The organism is Elusimicrobiota bacterium (assembly GCA_016721625.1).
Lineage (GTDB): Bacteria > Elusimicrobiota > Elusimicrobia > FEN-1173 > FEN-1173 > JADKHR01.
The window spans coordinates 999,586-1,015,785 of record JADKHR010000001.1 but is presented as its reverse complement, the minus strand read 5'-3'; the positions used below and the strand labels follow the sequence as shown (position 1 = coordinate 1,015,785).

Genomic DNA, 16,200 nt, shown 5'->3' with positions numbered 1-16,200 from the left:
CTCCTTCGACCCCTGATGGTGTACGGACCCGCGGTCGTTTTGGTAAACTCTCGCGCGGACGGGCCCGTTCCCTCCCACGGCAAAAACCCACGCACGTTGGCGAAATGACGGACGAACGGGATCCGTCTGAAATAGGGCAAGCCGCTTTTCAGGAGATGAATATGGGAAATTGGTTGGATGGGGGGCGGGGCCGGTTTCGGGGGCCCATGGTTTTGGCCGGGCTCCTTTTGGCGCAGGGAATTCTTTTGGCGGTGTGGCTCAAAAAAGACACGCGCCCCCCCAAATGGGATTCGGCGGTCCATTTAATGACCGCTCATCATTACGCCGAGGCCGCTTGGAAGGGGAACCTTCGGGGCCTTCTGTTGACACCCACTTTTCCAGGCCATCCCCCATATCCCCCAGTGGCGCATTTCGTGATGGCGGCGGGGATGTCGACGTCCCGGGCGATCGGGGCTTCGCCGGAAGATGGGGCCGTCTTCCTTTTGCAGTTTTTCTCTTTGGGCGTGTTGGCGGTGGGATGTTTTTTGGTGGCGGGCCGATTTTGGGGTTCCGGCGCGGGCCTGGCCGCCGCGGCGCTGGCCCTGTTCGCTCCGCCGTTGCAGTTCCTCTCTCACGAAGCCCTCGTCGACGTGGCCCTGGCGGCCATGGTGGTGTTCGCTTACGGCTGTTGGGCCTGGAGCGATAAATTCTCTCGCTTGGGCTGGTCTTTGGCGTTTGGTTTGGCCGCGGGAATCGGGTGTTTGGTGAAGTGGACGTTTCCCACCTACCTTCTTCCGGTTGTGGGGGCCGGGATCTGGGGGCTTCTGAAATCAAAAAATAGGCGCCACATCCTCGCGGCGCTGGCTCTCTCCGTCCTCGTGACGGCCCCCTGGTATGCCGCGAACCTTTTCATTGTGATTCCCAAATTGTCCCGCGTGGCGGGGTTGGGTGTTCAGGAGGGGGACCCCTCCGGGCGGACCTTGGCGGGCTGGTTGTGGTATGTTCGGATCCTCTGGGCCCAGTGGGGCGGCCCGTTTGTTTTGGGCGGGATGGCGGGCCTGGCCTGGGGTTTTTTCCGACGAATGAAAGGCACTTTGGTTCTCGCTCTTTGGTTCGTCTTCAGCTACGCGATTTGGAGTTCGGTGTCCAATAAAGACCCGCGTTACCTGCTCCCGGCGGCGATGGTCCTCCCCATCGCCCTTTCCTCCTTGCCCATGGGAATCCCCGCGTTGGCGGCCACGGTCTGTGCGGGGATGGCGATTTCATCCCTCTGGGCCCAGCCCGGCGGGCGGTGGCGCGACGCCCCTGTCGCCCAAGCCTGGCCCCTTTCGGAAATGCTCGAAAAAGCGAACTCCATGCGGGGCGACCGGACGGGACCTTCCACTCTGATTTTGGTTTCGAACCACGCCTATTTGAACGGGAACAATTTGACCTGGACGGTCACGAGCCGGGGGTGGTCGGATCGATTAACGGTCCGAACCAAAACCGATCGTTTGGGAGAGTTTTCGGATTTTGTTATTGTGAAGACAGGGTCGTTGGGACCCCCGGGCAGCGTGGCTCGTCCCACCGCCGCCCGAGAAGAGATCTTGTTGCCGGGAGGATGGTTCCAGCGGGAGTTCACTGAATCCTCCCGGTGGACGCTTCCCGACGGAAATGAAGCCCTTCTGTTCGTCCGAAATCTGAACGCCCGCCCCATCCCAGGGGGAGCCCCGCTTGCGGGGTGGGGGGGAATCGATTGGAAGGACGTCCGGTTTTCAGCGAAACCCAGCGTGCGTTTTCCGGGGTCCCAGCGGGCCGAGATCATGGCTCGCGAAATGGAGTTCAAATCGGTGGTCTTGGGGAACGTGCGGTTGGATTTGGACGGTTTGCGCCTGGCGATGACCGATGGGGGGCCTCGTTTGCTGGATTTGCAGGAGGTCTCCATTCAATCCGCCGTTTGGGATGAGGAGTCCGCCGCCTCTCTTTTGTTGAAGCGGGCGCCGGGTTTGAAACAGGGGCGCGTGATCTTCCAGGAGGAAGGGGGAGTTCTCGTTTCCGGGCGGATGGGCCCTGTTTCCGTTCTCGCCGAATTGGGATTGTCCCTGAAAAAGGGTGTCACAGAGGATCAACTGGAGGTTCGTTTGAGGAGGATGAAAGTGGCTTGGTTTTCCGTTCCCCGTTTTTTCCTGAGCCGTTTGGGCGAGAAAACCCTCTCTTTGGGGGCGACGGCCCGTCGGCCCTACGGAATTCGTTTGTCGGGCCTTCGCGTTGTCCCGGCGGGAGAAACCCGGTCCGGCACGCTGGAAGTGGGTCCGTGAACGCGCCCGATCTTTCCGTTATCGTCCCGGTGTTTAACGAGGAGGCCGTGGTCCCGGAATTCGCCCGGGTTTTGGTGGAGACCTTGACCCCCACCGGCCTCACCTTTGAAACGATTTTCGTCAACGATGGGAGCTCCGACGGCACCGCCCAACGCTTGGAATCCCTGCGCCGGGGCGATGCTCGGATGAAGGTGATCGAGTTTTCCCGAAATTTCGGACATCAGAGCGCCATGACCGCCGGTTTGCGCGCGGCGAAGGGGCGCGCCTGTGTCATCATGGACGCCGATCTCCAAGACCCGCCCGCGCTTCTGGTGACGATGGTCGAAAAATGGCGGGAGGGTTACGACGTGGTCTACGCGGTCCGTCGGTCCCGGGAGGGAAACGGTCTTCAAAAAGTCACCGCGGCCCTTTTCTATCGAACCCTCCGGGCCCTGGCGGGGGTGGACATCCCGCCGGACACCGGAGATTTTCGTTTGATGGCCCGGCGCGTGGTGGACGTTTTAAACGCTTTTCCCGAGCGAAACCGATTTTTGCGGGGGCTGGTGAGTTGGATCGGGTTCCGTCAAATCGGCGTATCCTTCGATCGACCCCCCCGGGCGGCGGGGGAAACCAAATTTTCCATGTGGAAAATGGTCCGGTTCGCCCTGGACGGGCTCACCGCTTTTTCACGGGTGCCGTTGAGGCTGGTGACCATGGCGGGGGTCATGGCGTTTCTCGCCAGCGGGGGAGTTTTGGCCTGGGCTTTATGGGTTCGGTTGTTTACGGACCGGAGCGTTCAAGGGTGGACCTCGTTGATCGCCATCATCCTGCTCCTGGGTGGCGCTCAACTGTTGGCCCTCGGGGTGATCGGCGAATACATCGCCCATATTTTTGATGAAGCCAAAGATCGCCCCACCTATATCATCCGTCGGTTCTGGGGGAACGAAAAAGATTCCTGAATTGGGCCTTTCCGGTTTCGTGTACAAGTCTATGCAATTTTTTTGACCCGCCACCCCTTGAGGCGTATTGAGCACGTCGTTTTGACGGTTGCGGCGCGGCCCGTTGTGCCGGCGATAGGCCGTTGAGCCGAGCCAGTCTCGTTTTGTCGGCGAAGCCGACAGAGACTGGTCCCGAAGGGACATATGAGGGCCGCCCGTCAAAACGGCGCGCGGAAGCCGACGGGGCACGTTTTCTTTCCCCCCTTTCTTTTGCGTGTCCAAAAGAAAGGGGGCCGGGTCCAGGGCGGAGCGCCTGGCTGGGGTCCAGGGGGTGGAACCCCATGGAACGATCGAAGGTTGGCCAGCACAGGTGTTCAAGAGCGCCTGATCGACGACAGACATTCCATTTTTTCTTACACGAAACCCAGAAGACCCCCTAAATTGATCCTCCATCCTCGTTGCTTCCTAAAACACTTTTTCCGCGTTCTTACGTTATCCCTCTGAATTACCCCCGCGCTCTGTTTTTCGTTGCCGCGCGGTTTTTTGCATGCGAATAAAAACCCTTGACCGAAATGGAAATTCATGTTTATCTTAGGGGGCGGGTGGGCTGTGTCCTGAGGATCCGAGTTTTCGGTTGTCGAGGAGGAGAAGGGTTATGAAGATTCCGTTCATGGACATCAAATTGGCGCAGGACGAACTTCGGGCCGAAATCGGCGCCGACATCGGGCGGGTCATGGCCTCGGGCGTCTATATTTTGGGCCCGGAACTGGATGGGTTTGAACGTGAGTTCGCGAACTATTGCGGGACCTCCCAAGGCATCGGTGTCTCCAGCGGGTACGATGCCCTCTTCCTCATCTTCCGTGCCATGGGTATTGGGCCCGGGGATCAAGTGATTGTTCCCGCCTACTGTTTCGTTTCCCTCTGGTTTGCGGTCAACGCCGTGGGGGCGGTGCCGGTCCCGGTGGAGCCGGACCCCAGCACCATGAACATGGACCCCACCCAGATCGCCGCCGCGGTGACCCCTCAAACCAAAGCCATTCTGGTCCACCACATGTTCGGCCAACCGGCCGATATGGCCCCGATCTTGGAGGTCGCCAAAGCCCGTCGACTGAAGGTGGTGGAGGAAGTGAGCCAGGCCCACGGGGCTTCCTATCGGGGACGACGGGCGGGCTCCTGGGGAGACGCCGCCGCTTTTGATTTTTACCCGACGCTCAATCTGGGGGCGGTGGGGGACGGCGGCGCGATCCTGACGAACGATGCGGAATTGGCGGAGCGCATTCGAGCTCTTCGGAATTTCGGATTTCGGGGCAAAAAGTTCGGGGCGGAGAAGGGCATCACCAGCCGCCTCGGGGAAATTCAGGCGGCCGTCCTCCGCACCAAACTTCACCGGCTGGAGGCCTGGAACGACCTTCGCCGCAAACAGGCCGCCGTCTATCAAAAAGCCCTGGAAAACACTCCCGGGCTGACCCGGCCCGAGGTCTTAAACCAAGAGGGGACCTCCCACGTTTGGCACCGTTACGTGATCCGCCACCCCCGACGGACCGAAATCGCCAAGGCCCTCGATATTGTCGGCATTCAAACCATGGTCCATTACGCCGAGCCGCCTCACCTCTCCTCGGCCTACGCGGAGATGAAGTGGGGACCCGGCGCTTTTCCGATTTCCGAGAAGACCAGCCGCGAGGTTCTTAGCCTCCCCATCGGGCCCCACCTGAACATGACCCAGATCGCCCAGGTGGCCCAAGCCGTGGATCGAGAGGCCCACCTCCGCGCCGGCGGGGCCGGGCCCGCGCCGCGTTTCGGCATCCCCTCGCCCGCCGTCCCCTCCATGGGGCTCCCGGTCCAAGCTCCCACGATGAACATTCCCCTTCCCAAACCTCCCTCTTCCCCTACGCCCGATTCCGAAACCTCGAGCCCTTTTTAAGGGAGCGGTATTCGTTTTTTCCAAACAATCTCGGACAAAGACCGACGTCGGAGGAGGGAAATATATTTGCAAAGTATATTGTAAAATTACGACGTAATGTTACAATGTGATTTATGAATCAATATCCCCGCCTCCTCCCTCTTCCCCGGCAAAGTTTTTTCCTTTTAGGGCCCCGCGGCACGGGGAAGAGCACGTGGTTGAAACAGAATCTGCCGTCTGCCCATGTGGTGGACCTGTTGGATGAAGAGATATTCCAACGCCTCTTGGCAAATCCCTCGCAATTTTCGAACGAGATCCGGGCTGTGCCGACAGGACGCTGGGTGGTCGTGGATGAATTCCAGCGGCTCCCTCACCTTCTGAATGAGGTTCACCGCGCCATTGAAAACGAGGGCCGCCGCTTCGCCCTGTGCGGTTCCAGCGCGCGCAAGCTTAAACGAGCCGGGGTGAACCTGCTGGGGGGGCGGGCGCTTCAGCGGCACATGCATCCGTTCCACCCGAAAGAGCTCGGCGGCGCGTTTCGGCTGGAGTCGGCCTTGCGAACGGGTTTGCTTCCCCATCGTGGTTTCTTCCAAGAACAAGGAAGAAAGCCTTGCCGCCTATGCCCAACTTTACATGAAAGCGGAGATTCAGGCCGAAGCAGTGGTTCGGAACCTTCCGGCTTTCGCACGGTTCCTCCCTATTGCCGCTCTTCTAAACGGGCAGACCCTGAACGCCAGCAATATCGCCCGGGAAGCGGGTATCGCCCGAGCGACCGTGGACAGCTATCTGGACATCCTCCAAGAGACTCTCCTTTGTTTCAGGGTGTTGCCTTTCGAATCCAAACTTCGGGTGCGGGAACGACGTCATCCGAAGTGGTATTGGTGCGATCCGGGCTTGGTTCGAGCCATCAAGCACGTGTCGGGCCCTCTCACGCCGGAGGAGCGTGGACCGCTCTTTGAAGGTCTGGTGGCCCAGTTAATTCGGGCCTGCATGGATTACCGGGCTGTTTGCGACGAATGCCGTACCTGGGCCCCCACCGATTCAGATGTGGAGGTGGATTTTTTACTGACAAAGGGACGGCGGCATGTGGCGGTTGAGGTCAAATCCGGACGGACGGTTCAGCCTCACTGGCTTCGCGGTCTTCGCGCCATCGCGCCTTTGCCTGGCCTCATCCGTCGAATCCTTGTCTACCCGGAAGGCCCCGCTCTTATACTGGACTCGGGCGTAGAGGTTTACTCCTTCGCCCATTTTTCGGATTTACTGATGACGGGAAAGATTTTTCAATGACCCTCCATTCGGAGATGACGATCGGCATTCCGCTCCTCCCCCGCGTCAGGCATTACGATTGGGGAGCCAGGGGAAAAAGAGCCTTCATTCCGCGCTGTCTGGGCATCCGTCCCCAGCCGAATACTCCCTACGCCGAGCTCTGGTTCGGGGACCACCCCACGGCGCCATCCCTGGTAAAAACGGAGCAAGGCGAGCGAATCCCCCTGGACCGTTTCCTAAAGGAAAACGCGCGTCTTTTTTTCCCTCCGGGCAAGCAGAGGAAAGAAGCCCGCCTCCCCTTCCTCATCAAAATCATCGATGCGGCCCGCCCCCTTTCTCTCCAAGTCCATCCGGACGAGAAACAATCCAAGGCGGGGTTCGCCCGGGAGAATGCGGCCGGCATTCCGCGCGACTCCCCCGACCGGTGCTTTCCCGACCCCGTCGCCAAACCCGAACTCCTCCTGGCCCTCCAACCCTTCGACGTTCTGGCCGGATTTCTCCCATGGAACGTTCTGCGGCAGGACGTCTGGTGTGGCGAAATCATCTCCCTCGTCGGCGGCCCACGCCCTAATACCCAACGATTGGTCGAACGTTTATTTCGCCTGTCCCCGGAACGGGTTCGGGCCATCGGCCAGGAGCTTTTCGGCCGAAGAAACCTCCCATCGGGCCCTCGCGCTCTCTGGCTGCGCCGCCTATGGGCGGAACACGGTCTTCCGAAATCCGACCCCGCCTGCCTGATGGCCTGTTTCATGAACTTCCGCCGGTTGATGCCGGGCGAAAGCCTGGAAATCCGTCCCGGGGTCCCGCACACCTACCTTCGCGGCGTGGGTGTTGAGGTGATGCGAAACTCCGATAACGTGCTACGTCTGGGATTGACGTCGAAACCCGTCCGTTTTCGGAGCGCCTTGAAATCGATTCTTTTCAATCGCCCCGTTCTTTGGCAAAAAAAGGGTTCCTCTCCCACGCTCTGGGTCCAGAAAGGAAAAATCTGTGCGCGCCCCCTGAAAGCGGGGATTCATCGGCTTCGGATGACATCGAGAAACTTCGGTTTTTTCATGTCGTTCTCCCGGGGGGCTTCTTTGGGTCGAAGGAGAAGTCCCGTTGTCGTCTCGCTCCTTCCCCCGGGTTCTGCCACCCCCTGTTCGGGACTCGGGTTCCTGATCCAAACCCTCTGACCATCGAGGTCCTTGCGCCCAAATGGGAAATCTGGGTCAAGAGCCCACTGCCCCCTTGGGTTCGTTTCAGGTTCACCCTCAGCACGATCGTGCCGAACACCGCCAAAGCCAGAAAATTTGTACAATGTTTTCTCCAAACCATTGGATTGATTTTTCTCACCCAAAAAACCCGAGCGTGACCTTGGTCAGAGGTAGTTTATTTCTTGGGTTGAAGAATAATAAGGTATTTGTTTGACCATTTAGGAGAACCAATGAAAAAGGCTCTAATCACCGGCATAACGGGGCAGGACGGATCTTACCTCGCGGAATTCCTTTTGGAAAAGGGATACAAGGTGTTCGGGATGGTGCGCCGTTCCAGCACCGACAGCCTCGAACGGATTTCCCACATCAAAGACCGCTTAGAATTTATCCATGGAGATCTGACAGATCAATCTTCATTGGACGAGGCTGTTCGGGTGGTGAAACCCGATGAAATCTATAATTTGGCGGCCCAATCCTTCGTTCCCGTTTCTTGGAACCAACCGGCCTTAACTGCGGATGTGACAGGGTTGGGGGTGACCCGTCTCCTTGAATCAGTTCGAAAGTACAAACCCGACGCGAAATTTTACCAGGCCTCTTCTTCTGAAATGTTTGGAAAGGTCCAAGAGACGCCGCAAAACGAAAAAACACCCTTCTACCCCCGAAGTCCTTACGGTGTCGCCAAAGTCTATGGCCACTGGATCACAGTCAACTACCGCGAGAGCTACAACCTTTTTGCCTGCTCGGGAATATTGTTCAACCACGAGTCCCCACGCCGGGGACTTGAGTTCGTTTCCCGCAAGGTCACGCACGCGGTGGCCCGGATTAAGATGGGACTGGCCCAAGAACTTAAAATGGGGAACCTGGAGGCGAAGCGGGATTGGGGTTTTGCGGGTGATTACGTTGAGGCCATGTGGCTTATGCTCCAACACCCAGCACCCGATGATTTTGTGATTGCGACGGGCCAAACCCACACTGTTCGGCGTCTCGTGGAGTTGGCTTTTGAGGTCGCCGGTATCGAATTGGAATGGCGCGGGCAAGGTGTCGATGAAAAAGGGATCGATCGGCTCACGGGCCGAGTCGTCGTGACCATTGATCCGCAATTCCTTCGCCCCGCAGAGGTTGATTTGTTGATTGGGAATCCGTTTAAGGCAAAGTCTCTTTTGGGGTGGAGCCCTCATGTCTCTTTCGATAAATTGGTTGCCATGATGGTCCGAAATGATTTAAACCACTTGAATCTTCCGGCCCTTGTCGGACCGTTCGGCCAATGAGCGAGCGCCATCGTCCTATATGGTGCCCCACCTATTTCCACCAAACTGACATGCAACACTGGACATCGGTGTTATCGTTGGGGTGGTTGTTGTTCCTCCGGGAATTTCGTTTCATATACCGTCAAACTCTCCTTGGCGGGGTGTGGCCGATCCTGCGGGCCACACTGACGGGAATTCCATTCATTTTTGTTGGGCGCCATTTTTCAATGGGATTGAAGGCCGCCTACCCCTACGAACTCTATGCTCTAGCAGGGTTCATCTATTGGCAAGTTCTTTGGGACACCATCAATCTTGCGCAATTCATGGCCTATCGCCTTCGAATGGTCATGAGGGACACCTATGTCCCCCACCGGGCCATCCTTTTGGCTGCTGTGTCCCATGTCGCGTTTAATCTTGTTGTTTACGTTGTGATGTTCGTCGTAGCCTGCTTCTTTTTCAAATTTCTCCCGGCGCCAACGACCATTTTATGTTTGACGACGATCCCGTTAATGGTTTTGACAGGGCTTTCCATCGCCATCTTTATTTTCCCGTTCACTTTTATTTTCAACGATTTTCGGTTTGCCACCCCGTACCTATCATCAGCGTTAGTCTGGTGCGTGCCAGTTTTTTACCAGATGCCGAGCGAGGGTCTCCTCCACTTATTGAATAAGTGGAACCCCATGACCTACCTGGTGAACATTCCCCGGGATTGGGTCCTGGAAGGATGGCACACCTCTCATTGGATATACTTCCCATCGATGGCCTTGGTCGTGGCGGTTTTTATCATCGCCGAACGGTTCGTTTTTCGGGCAATCCCCATCATGACTGAGCGGATCCCCCGATGACCCCGGGCTTTCAATGAAAGTTGGATTCCGCTTGGATCGCGTCTCCAAAGTATTTTGTGGCCAAATCAGGCTCTCCCGGATGTACGCGCTCCAAGATGTGTTCAAGAAACGCCACCCACCCTATGCACACACCTTGCGGCCGGGGGAGTTCTTTGCCTTGAAGGATGTCAGCGTTGAAGTGGGCGACTGCCAGAAATTATTGATTTTGGGAGGACCCTCCTCTGGAAAAACCACTTTGGCGAGGCTCCTGACAGGACAGTATCGTCCGGACGAAGGCCAGGTCAGCGTCGTGGGCCGCGTCTGTTTTGTCGGAAAAGGCAAAATGGGAATGCACCCGTTCATGACGTTGCGAGAATACCTGGAACTCGCTTTGGCTCTTTGCCATGTCCCGGGTCGATCGCTACGGTCGCGGGTCACCGAGGTCGCGGACTTTTACGAATTTGGTCCCTGGCTGGACGCCCGAATTCAGGATGTGCCGCCAATCGTGACGAAAGGGCTTCCTCAAGCAGCTGGGTCCTTTGGCGAGGGGGACATCTTTGTTTTTGATGAGAGCGTGGGAATTGGGTCGCCAGCCTTTGAGAAATGTTATCAATCCCGCCTCGCGGAAATCTTTAGAGAGAAAACCGTTTTAGTGTTGGCCGGATCCGCAAAAAAAGCCCCTGAGGCAATTTCCCAATGCCGTATCTTGCATTCGGGCCGCTTGTTCTGGGAAGGAACCCGCGAGGAGGGATTGGGGATCCTTCCCCTCCTGGCCAACGCATCCTCAAGCGAACCTCTGTCCCCCGGGAAAGAGCGGGGACCCGGGGTCGGCCTCCTAGATGCGAACGCCCCGACCTTCTATTGGGTGGCTTGGGCCGCGGGGTCGCGACGGCCCTTAACTCAGGTCATTGATCGCGTATGTTCGAGTGCGCGCCCCCGTCCTGGTTGGGCCGTGGTTGTCTAATTCTTTGTTTGAGGCGCTCTATTGGCTCCCTTTCTTGAACTCCCTTCGCCAGAGACCGGGTATGGAGAAACGTAGGTGGGTAGCCGTTTCCCGCGGAAATCTGAGTTCGATCTATCGTTCTCTGGGCATGGAATACGTTGATTTATCAGAGCTGGTTTCTGGGGAATCCCTCGACGGGCCAACGAGGGACTTTCTTTGGAATCTGGGGGGGCGAAAGCAACGCGAGTTCACCCCCATCGAAGGTCGACTTATCGAAGAAACGAAGAGTCGGCTGGGGTTGGTTGAAATAGATATCTTGCATCCCTCTTCGTTAATGAACGCCCTTTCTTCAAGTTGGGGAGGGGGAATCGCTCCCGAGATTCCTTTTGAGCCGTTGCCTCGCCTGGCTCCGGAATCAGGAACGAGGCTAACGGAATGGCCGATCGTCCTTCACCGGTGGCCCGCGAACCCATTTTTCCCCGCCACGCCCGAGAACGTGGAATGGGTCCGGGCGGCCGCTTTGGGTGCCCAAGCGTTCGGGCGGGGACAGACTCTCCTGTGCAGTCCGACGTTCGATGCCAATCCAGATTTAATGGCGGATGAATTCAGCCGGGTGGAGGGGATGACGGTTCCCCCTCAAGACATGGGGGACCGGTTTATTCAATTGGCCCGAAAAGCGCGAATGATTCTGGGATCCTTTTCGGGGTTACCTCTTCTTGGCGCGTTGACGGGGACACCTACCCTATGTGTTTTCCGGGAAGAAAAAGGGTTCTTCAAGACCCATCGGTTGATGATGGAACGGCTTTGGATCGCTAACTCCCAGATCTCGGTTCGCCTCGTGAACGCGGCCATTCAGGATCCGGAGAAAATCGGAGAGGGCCTCTTCACCCCCGGTGGCGCGTGGCACCCCATGGCGCTGTCATGATGCGCCGTGTGCGGTCGCTCTGGGGTAAATTGCGCCCGCGCGTGTCGGGTCGGGGCCAATCCCGTGGCGCGCCTCCCCTGGATGGGCGGTTGCCTAACTGGCCTTTATTTTTCGAGGCTAATCGAGACCTTTGGCAGGAGAGCCTGGACAGGAGCCGAACCGGACCAAAAATCCTCATGGCCAACAATGTCCCCGCCTTCTATAACAGCTCCATCTTGGAGAGCCTGCTTTCCGTAGCACTGACCCTTCGAGGAGCGGACGTCCATCTGCTTTTGTGCGATGAGGTCATGCCTGCCTGCTTCAACACCAAATTCAGGCGAACGGGGCCCAACACATTTTTTGACGGGACTTTCAGAGAGTTGGCCTGCAGACCCTGCGTGGATCGGCGCCGTGTCTTTTCCGACTTGGGCCTGCCCGTCCACCTCTATTCCGAAGAGTTGTCGCATTTGGAACGGCAGGATTTGCGCACGCTGGCCAACGGTCTCCCGGCGGACAAAATTCCGACCTTCCGGTGGCGCGACCTACCTATAGGGGAACACGCCTATGCGGGATGCCTCCGATATTTTAGCACCGCAACGTTGGACGGTCAGCCGCGAGGGGAGGAGATCCTGCGAAAATATTTTGAGGCCGCACTCTTGGCGGCGGCGGTCACGGATCATCTGGCGCGGCGAATTCGCTTCGCGGGTTCGTGTTTTCATCATGGGATTTACGTTCCCCAGGGGGTGACAGGAGAGGTGTGCCGCGCCCGGGGGGTCCCCGTGGTCAATTGGAACGTGGCATACCGTAAGCGATGTTTTATCTTTTCGCATGGGGACACCTATCACCACACGCTGTTGGATGAACCGGTGTCCACCTGGAAAACCATGGAATTCACTCCCGCGATGGACGAAGCTATCCAGGCTTATCTCAAAACGCGGTGGTGGGGCTCCCAGGATTGGATCTATTTTCATGACACCCCGATGACAAGGAGGAGACCTTGGTGGCCGAAACGGGGATTGACCTTGCGCGTACCATCGTAGGTCTTTTGACCAATGTGATGTGGGACGCTCAACTCCATTATCGGGCGAACGCTTTCCCGACCATGTTGGATTGGATCGTAAAGACGATCCGTTATTTTGAAACTCGCCCTGACCTGCAACTCCTCATACGCGTCCATCCGGCCGAAATTCGTGGGCTTCAGCCGTCCCGACAATTTGTGGTTGAAGAAATTGACAAGGCGTTTCCGCGTCGCCCCCCCAACGTGTTTGTCATCCCGCCGGAGAGCCATATCAACACCTACGCGGCCATGAGGAAGTGCAACGCGGTCCTCATCTACGGAACAAAGACAGGGGTGGAGCTCACTAGCATGGGAATCCCGGTCATCGTGGCGGGCGAGGCCTGGATCCGCAACAAAGGACTCACGACGGACGTCTCGGATGAAAAAGACTATTTCCGGGTCCTGGCTCGCCTACCCTCCGCCGAGCCTCGGCTCTCTCCGGACCTAGTGCGCGATGCTCGCAAATACGCGTATCATTTTTTCATGCGGCGAATGATCCCCCTCTCCTCATTGACGTTGACCTCGGACAAGGCCGCGCCGTTTGGCCTGGGCATTCGAACGCTCGAGGATCTGCTTCCCGGAAAAGACCCTGGGTTGGATATCATCTGCGATGGGATTTTGAAAGGCACCCCGTTTGTTTTTCCCGCCGAAACGGCGATGGAATCCCATGCCGTGGCGTGATCGCTTGGCTTCCTTTCGAAAGCGAACCACCCATCGCCGGGATCTCTTCTTGGTCTTTCTGACGAACCACGTGGTGGCCCGCGTGCTGTTCAGCGCGTGGCGGCTGTGGTGGTACCGGCATATCATGGGATTCGATATCGGTCCGGGGGCCTCTCTCCTGCGGGACATTCGGGTCTCGCGGCGGGGGAACATGCGGGTGGGAGCGCACACGGTCATTAACAACGGCTGCCGCTTGGACAACCGTTTCCCCATCGTCATTGGGAAAAACGTGTCCCTCACGTACGGAACTCTGGTCCTGACCAAGGGGCACGATATTGATTCGCCCGTTTTTGCGACGAAGGGTGCGGGTGTGACGATTGAGGATTATGCGTGGATTTGCGCCAACGCGATCATTCTCCCGGGTGTTCGAGTCGGGCGCGGCGGGGTGGTCCTTCCTGGCGGAGTGGTGGTCAAAGACGTTGAACCCTTTCACGTGGTGGGGGGCAATCCGGTAAAATTTATACGAGAACGGTCGCGCGATTTGCGCTACCAGCTGAGATGGGATCCATGGGTCCCATTTTTTGGATAGGTCAACCAAGGGGGTAAAATTATGAGCGTGTCATCCGGGGAGCGTCAGCGTTTGGTGGTGGGATTCCGTTTATAATCGGGCCTCGCTTCCTGAAGGAAGCCTTGATAGTCTTCGGGGACAAAGCCACCGCGATTTTGAAGCCATCCTCTTCGACGATGGGTCCCAGGATGGGTCCTTGGACATCTTGCGGGCCGAGGAAAGGGGGGACTCTCGTTTTCGCCTGGTTCACGGAGGCGGGCGCCTGGGGATGATCGGCGCCTGGCGCCGTGTGGCCGAGCTGGCGTCTGAATCCGGACCTCCCGCTTATTTTGCCTGGTTCAGTGACCACGACCGCGTTTCGCCGGAATGGTTGGAGGGGCTGGTTCAAGCGTTGGAAAGCGACCGCGCGCTCAGTCTCGCCTATGCCGACACGTTTCATATGTCCATGGAAGGGGAGGTCTTGAGGCCCATGTCCGTTAGGTTCGATACGTCAATGGACGACGTATGGACCCGTGTGGACCGGGCCACGGGCTTGTCTATTGGGGCCGGGGATGCAGTCTACGGATTATTTCGTTATCCCGCTCTCCAATCGTGCGGATTCTTTCGGGACGAAATTTATCCGGACCGCCTGTTGGTCTCCGAAATCAATCTTCACGGGGGGGTCCGATGCGTATCGGAGGTTCAACGGTTTCGCCGATTGACCGCATACACCTCCAAGGACCGTGCCGCGATCCAGCGCCAATTGAGCACTCTTTTTTCGCCGACGGGGGGGGCGCCGAGGTTTCCCGTGACGTCGCACGTGACGTTCTTTATTCGAAACGCCCGGTTCGCGAAGGAGGAGACGGAGGAACAGTTGCTGGCCCGCTGGTGGCATGCCACTCTTTACGCGACCAAAATGGGTTATAAGCATCGGGAACTTATTCGAGAGGAAAGCGCGGAAAACGATCCGCGACTGGGCCCCCTCGTTAAGTTTATCCTAAATCATCTCGCGCAGGCGCCCGTGGCGTCCCGCGATGAATTGCTGGACGTCCGCCATGTGCTGGCCCACGTCCGTGCGAAATTTGAAAATGCGAGGGCGAAAGCGCCCTTTGCTAAACCCGTGCAATCACCTTTGTCTAAGACGCCCCCGTCGGGGGTCAGTGGGCTCGAACGGTTCGTTTCGATTTGGCGACGGGGGGAAAACCGCTGGCAGCCCGTTGGCCGTCAGATGAGGAAGCGGTTCCGGAATATATGGTATCGATTGGCCGGGGCGCCGGCGGTTGGGGGAAACGGTCCGCGGGAGGCGGGGATACGACTCGGCCCGGTGCCACCCGCCTTGGACCCGCTCCGGGCAGGACGCGGAGGATGGACGGGAAGCCCGGCCGATAAGGCAGCCGCCTTCGCTTATTTCCTGACCGTCCGGGACCGAGTCCGGGCAATCCAGGTAGCTCAAAAAGGCGACGGGGCCGGTCCGGCCAGCGACTATTGGAAAGAGGAACTAGCTAACTTCGATTACATGGAGGAGGCGTCCCCGCGCATCATCGAACGGTTGCGGCAACACACCTACCACTAACGGGTTTGAGGTGGGATTACAGGTCCAACCAGGACCGTCGGCGCGGCTTGCATGAGATGAAACTCCGCCCTCTCCGGGATGGACGACCGAGGACTGTTCGTTCAGGAGTCCGGCGCGCTGGGGGGATTCGGATTCAACATCGGGGGCTCTCTAGTCAATCTCGATACCCTGAAATATTACGAGGCTTTGATCGCGATGGACCGAGCTGGGTTCCTGGAAGAACTCTCCCTATCCGGGCGACGGGCCATGGTGTGGGAGATCGGTGGCGGGTGGGGGGGATTTGCCTACCATTTCAAGGTGTGGCGTCCCGACACCACTTACGTCATCATCGATTTGCCTGAACTCTTCCTTTTTTCGGCGACCTATTTGAGGTCGGTGTTCCCCGCGGCCAGGATCCGCATGTACGGAGACGTGCCGGATCGGGACCTCTTCGCCGATTGGGAGAGCCAAGATTTCATCTTTTTGCCCAACACGTTTCTGGCGGGTTTTGAGCCCCCGCGCGTCGACCTGACCCTCAACATGGTGTCGTTTCAGGAAATGACGAAAGGCCAGGTCGAAGGTTATCTGGAAAAATCAGCGGAACTCGGAACCCCCCGGCTTTACTCCCTGAATCGGTCGCGCCCCAAATACAACCGCGAATTGGAGGACCTGAATCCCCTCCTTGCGCGCCACTATGATTTGACCTTAATCGATGTCCTGCCCGTGGATTATACCACGCTCGACATGTCGACGACCGCGCGGGCGGTGACGCTTCCTCCTGGCGTGGGGTGGGCCGGGATGCGGGCCGAATTTTATGCGCCGAAATACCTCCATGTGTGTGGGCGGCTCCGGACGTCGGCCGGGCCGACACGGGTCCGGGACGCGGCCGAGGCGAGTTTCGGATGAACACC

At 58.1% G+C, this 16,200-nt stretch carries 11 protein-coding genes and 3 pseudogenes; all 14 read left to right on the top strand.

Annotation, left to right across the window (positions count from 1 at the left end; genetic code table 11):
• Nucleotides 1–161 precede the first annotated feature (161 nt).
• The 14 genes and pseudogenes from IPP35_04315 (at nucleotide 162) to IPP35_04250 (ending at nucleotide 16,195) form a co-directional block, all read left to right on the top strand.
• Complete coding sequence (locus IPP35_04315; GenBank protein MBL0058328.1) at nucleotides 162–2,276, top strand: glycosyltransferase family 39 protein; 2,115 nt, start codon at nucleotides 162–164, stop codon at nucleotides 2,274–2,276.
• On the top strand, nucleotides 2,273–3,214 hold the full coding sequence (locus IPP35_04310) for a glycosyltransferase family 2 protein (GenBank protein MBL0058327.1): 942 nt from the start codon (nucleotides 2,273–2,275) through the stop codon (nucleotides 3,212–3,214). Before IPP35_04315 ends, IPP35_04310 begins: the two co-directional genes overlap by 4 nt.
• Nucleotides 3,215–3,848: 634 nt before the next feature.
• Nucleotides 3,849–5,114 carry a DegT/DnrJ/EryC1/StrS family aminotransferase gene (locus IPP35_04305; protein MBL0058326.1) on the top strand — a complete coding sequence of 422 codons (1,266 nt, stop codon included), beginning with the start codon at nucleotides 3,849–3,851 and terminating at the stop codon, nucleotides 5,112–5,114.
• A gap of 113 nt (nucleotides 5,115–5,227) precedes the next feature.
• Nucleotides 5,228–5,617: pseudogene (locus IPP35_04300) on the top strand (AAA family ATPase).
• A 55-nt stretch (nucleotides 5,618–5,672) separates the two neighbouring features.
• Nucleotides 5,673–6,380 carry a DUF4143 domain-containing protein gene (locus tag IPP35_04295; GenBank protein MBL0058325.1) on the top strand — a complete coding sequence of 236 codons (708 nt, stop codon included), beginning with the start codon at nucleotides 5,673–5,675 and terminating at the stop codon, nucleotides 6,378–6,380.
• Nucleotides 6,377–7,534, top strand: coding sequence for a mannose-6-phosphate isomerase, class I (manA, locus tag IPP35_04290; protein ID MBL0058324.1), 1,158 nt, complete (start codon nucleotides 6,377–6,379; stop codon nucleotides 7,532–7,534). Before IPP35_04295 ends, manA begins: the two co-directional genes overlap by 4 nt.
• 251 nt (nucleotides 7,535–7,785) lie before the next feature.
• Nucleotides 7,786–8,823, top strand: coding sequence for a GDP-mannose 4,6-dehydratase (gene gmd / locus IPP35_04285; protein ID MBL0058323.1), 1,038 nt, complete (start codon nucleotides 7,786–7,788; stop codon nucleotides 8,821–8,823).
• Nucleotides 8,820–9,647 carry a hypothetical protein gene (locus IPP35_04280; protein ID MBL0058322.1) on the top strand — a complete coding sequence of 276 codons (828 nt, stop codon included), beginning with the start codon at nucleotides 8,820–8,822 and terminating at the stop codon, nucleotides 9,645–9,647. The genes gmd and IPP35_04280 overlap by 4 nt, the downstream gene beginning before the upstream one ends.
• A 79-nt stretch (nucleotides 9,648–9,726) precedes the next feature.
• On the top strand, nucleotides 9,727–10,590 hold the full coding sequence (locus IPP35_04275; GenBank protein MBL0058321.1) for an ABC transporter ATP-binding protein: 864 nt from the start codon (nucleotides 9,727–9,729) through the stop codon (nucleotides 10,588–10,590).
• Between the two features lie 61 nt (nucleotides 10,591–10,651).
• Nucleotides 10,652–11,494, top strand: coding sequence for a hypothetical protein (locus IPP35_04270; GenBank protein ID MBL0058320.1), 843 nt, complete (start codon nucleotides 10,652–10,654; stop codon nucleotides 11,492–11,494).
• 287 nt (nucleotides 11,495–11,781) lie between these two features.
• Nucleotides 11,782–13,211: pseudogene (locus IPP35_04265) on the top strand (capsule biosynthesis protein).
• Nucleotides 13,198–13,779, top strand: a complete 582-nt coding sequence (locus tag IPP35_04260) for an acyltransferase (protein MBL0058319.1) — start codon at nucleotides 13,198–13,200, stop codon at nucleotides 13,777–13,779. Before IPP35_04265 ends, IPP35_04260 begins: the two are co-directional and overlap by 14 nt.
• Nucleotides 13,780–13,846: 67 nt before the next feature.
• Nucleotides 13,847–15,310: pseudogene (locus IPP35_04255) on the top strand (glycosyltransferase).
• A gap of 78 nt (nucleotides 15,311–15,388) precedes the next feature.
• Nucleotides 15,389–16,195, top strand: a complete 807-nt coding sequence (locus tag IPP35_04250) for a putative sugar O-methyltransferase (protein ID MBL0058318.1) — start codon at nucleotides 15,389–15,391, stop codon at nucleotides 16,193–16,195.
• Nucleotides 16,196–16,200: the final 5 nt, after the last annotated feature.

What these genes read in the sequence shown, in the direction of transcription:
- IPP35_04315 (MBL0058328.1), top strand. Translation starts at nt 162, where the DNA reads ATGGGAAATTGGTTGGATGGGGGGCGGGGCCGGTTTCGGGGGCCCATG.
- IPP35_04305 (MBL0058326.1), top strand. Translation starts at nt 3,849, where the DNA reads ATGAAGATTCCGTTCATGGACATCAAATTGGCGCAGGACGAACTTCGG.
- manA (MBL0058324.1), top strand. Translation starts at nt 6,377, where the DNA reads ATGACCCTCCATTCGGAGATGACGATCGGCATTCCGCTCCTCCCCCGC.
- gmd (MBL0058323.1), top strand. Translation starts at nt 7,786, where the DNA reads ATGAAAAAGGCTCTAATCACCGGCATAACGGGGCAGGACGGATCTTAC.
- IPP35_04280 (MBL0058322.1), top strand. Translation starts at nt 8,820, where the DNA reads ATGAGCGAGCGCCATCGTCCTATATGGTGCCCCACCTATTTCCACCAA.
- IPP35_04275 (MBL0058321.1), top strand. Translation starts at nt 9,727, where the DNA reads ATGTACGCGCTCCAAGATGTGTTCAAGAAACGCCACCCACCCTATGCA.
- IPP35_04270 (MBL0058320.1), top strand. Translation starts at nt 10,652, where the DNA reads ATGGAGAAACGTAGGTGGGTAGCCGTTTCCCGCGGAAATCTGAGTTCG.
- IPP35_04260 (MBL0058319.1), top strand. Translation starts at nt 13,198, where the DNA reads ATGCCGTGGCGTGATCGCTTGGCTTCCTTTCGAAAGCGAACCACCCAT.
- IPP35_04250 (MBL0058318.1), top strand. Translation starts at nt 15,389, where the DNA reads ATGGACGACCGAGGACTGTTCGTTCAGGAGTCCGGCGCGCTGGGGGGA.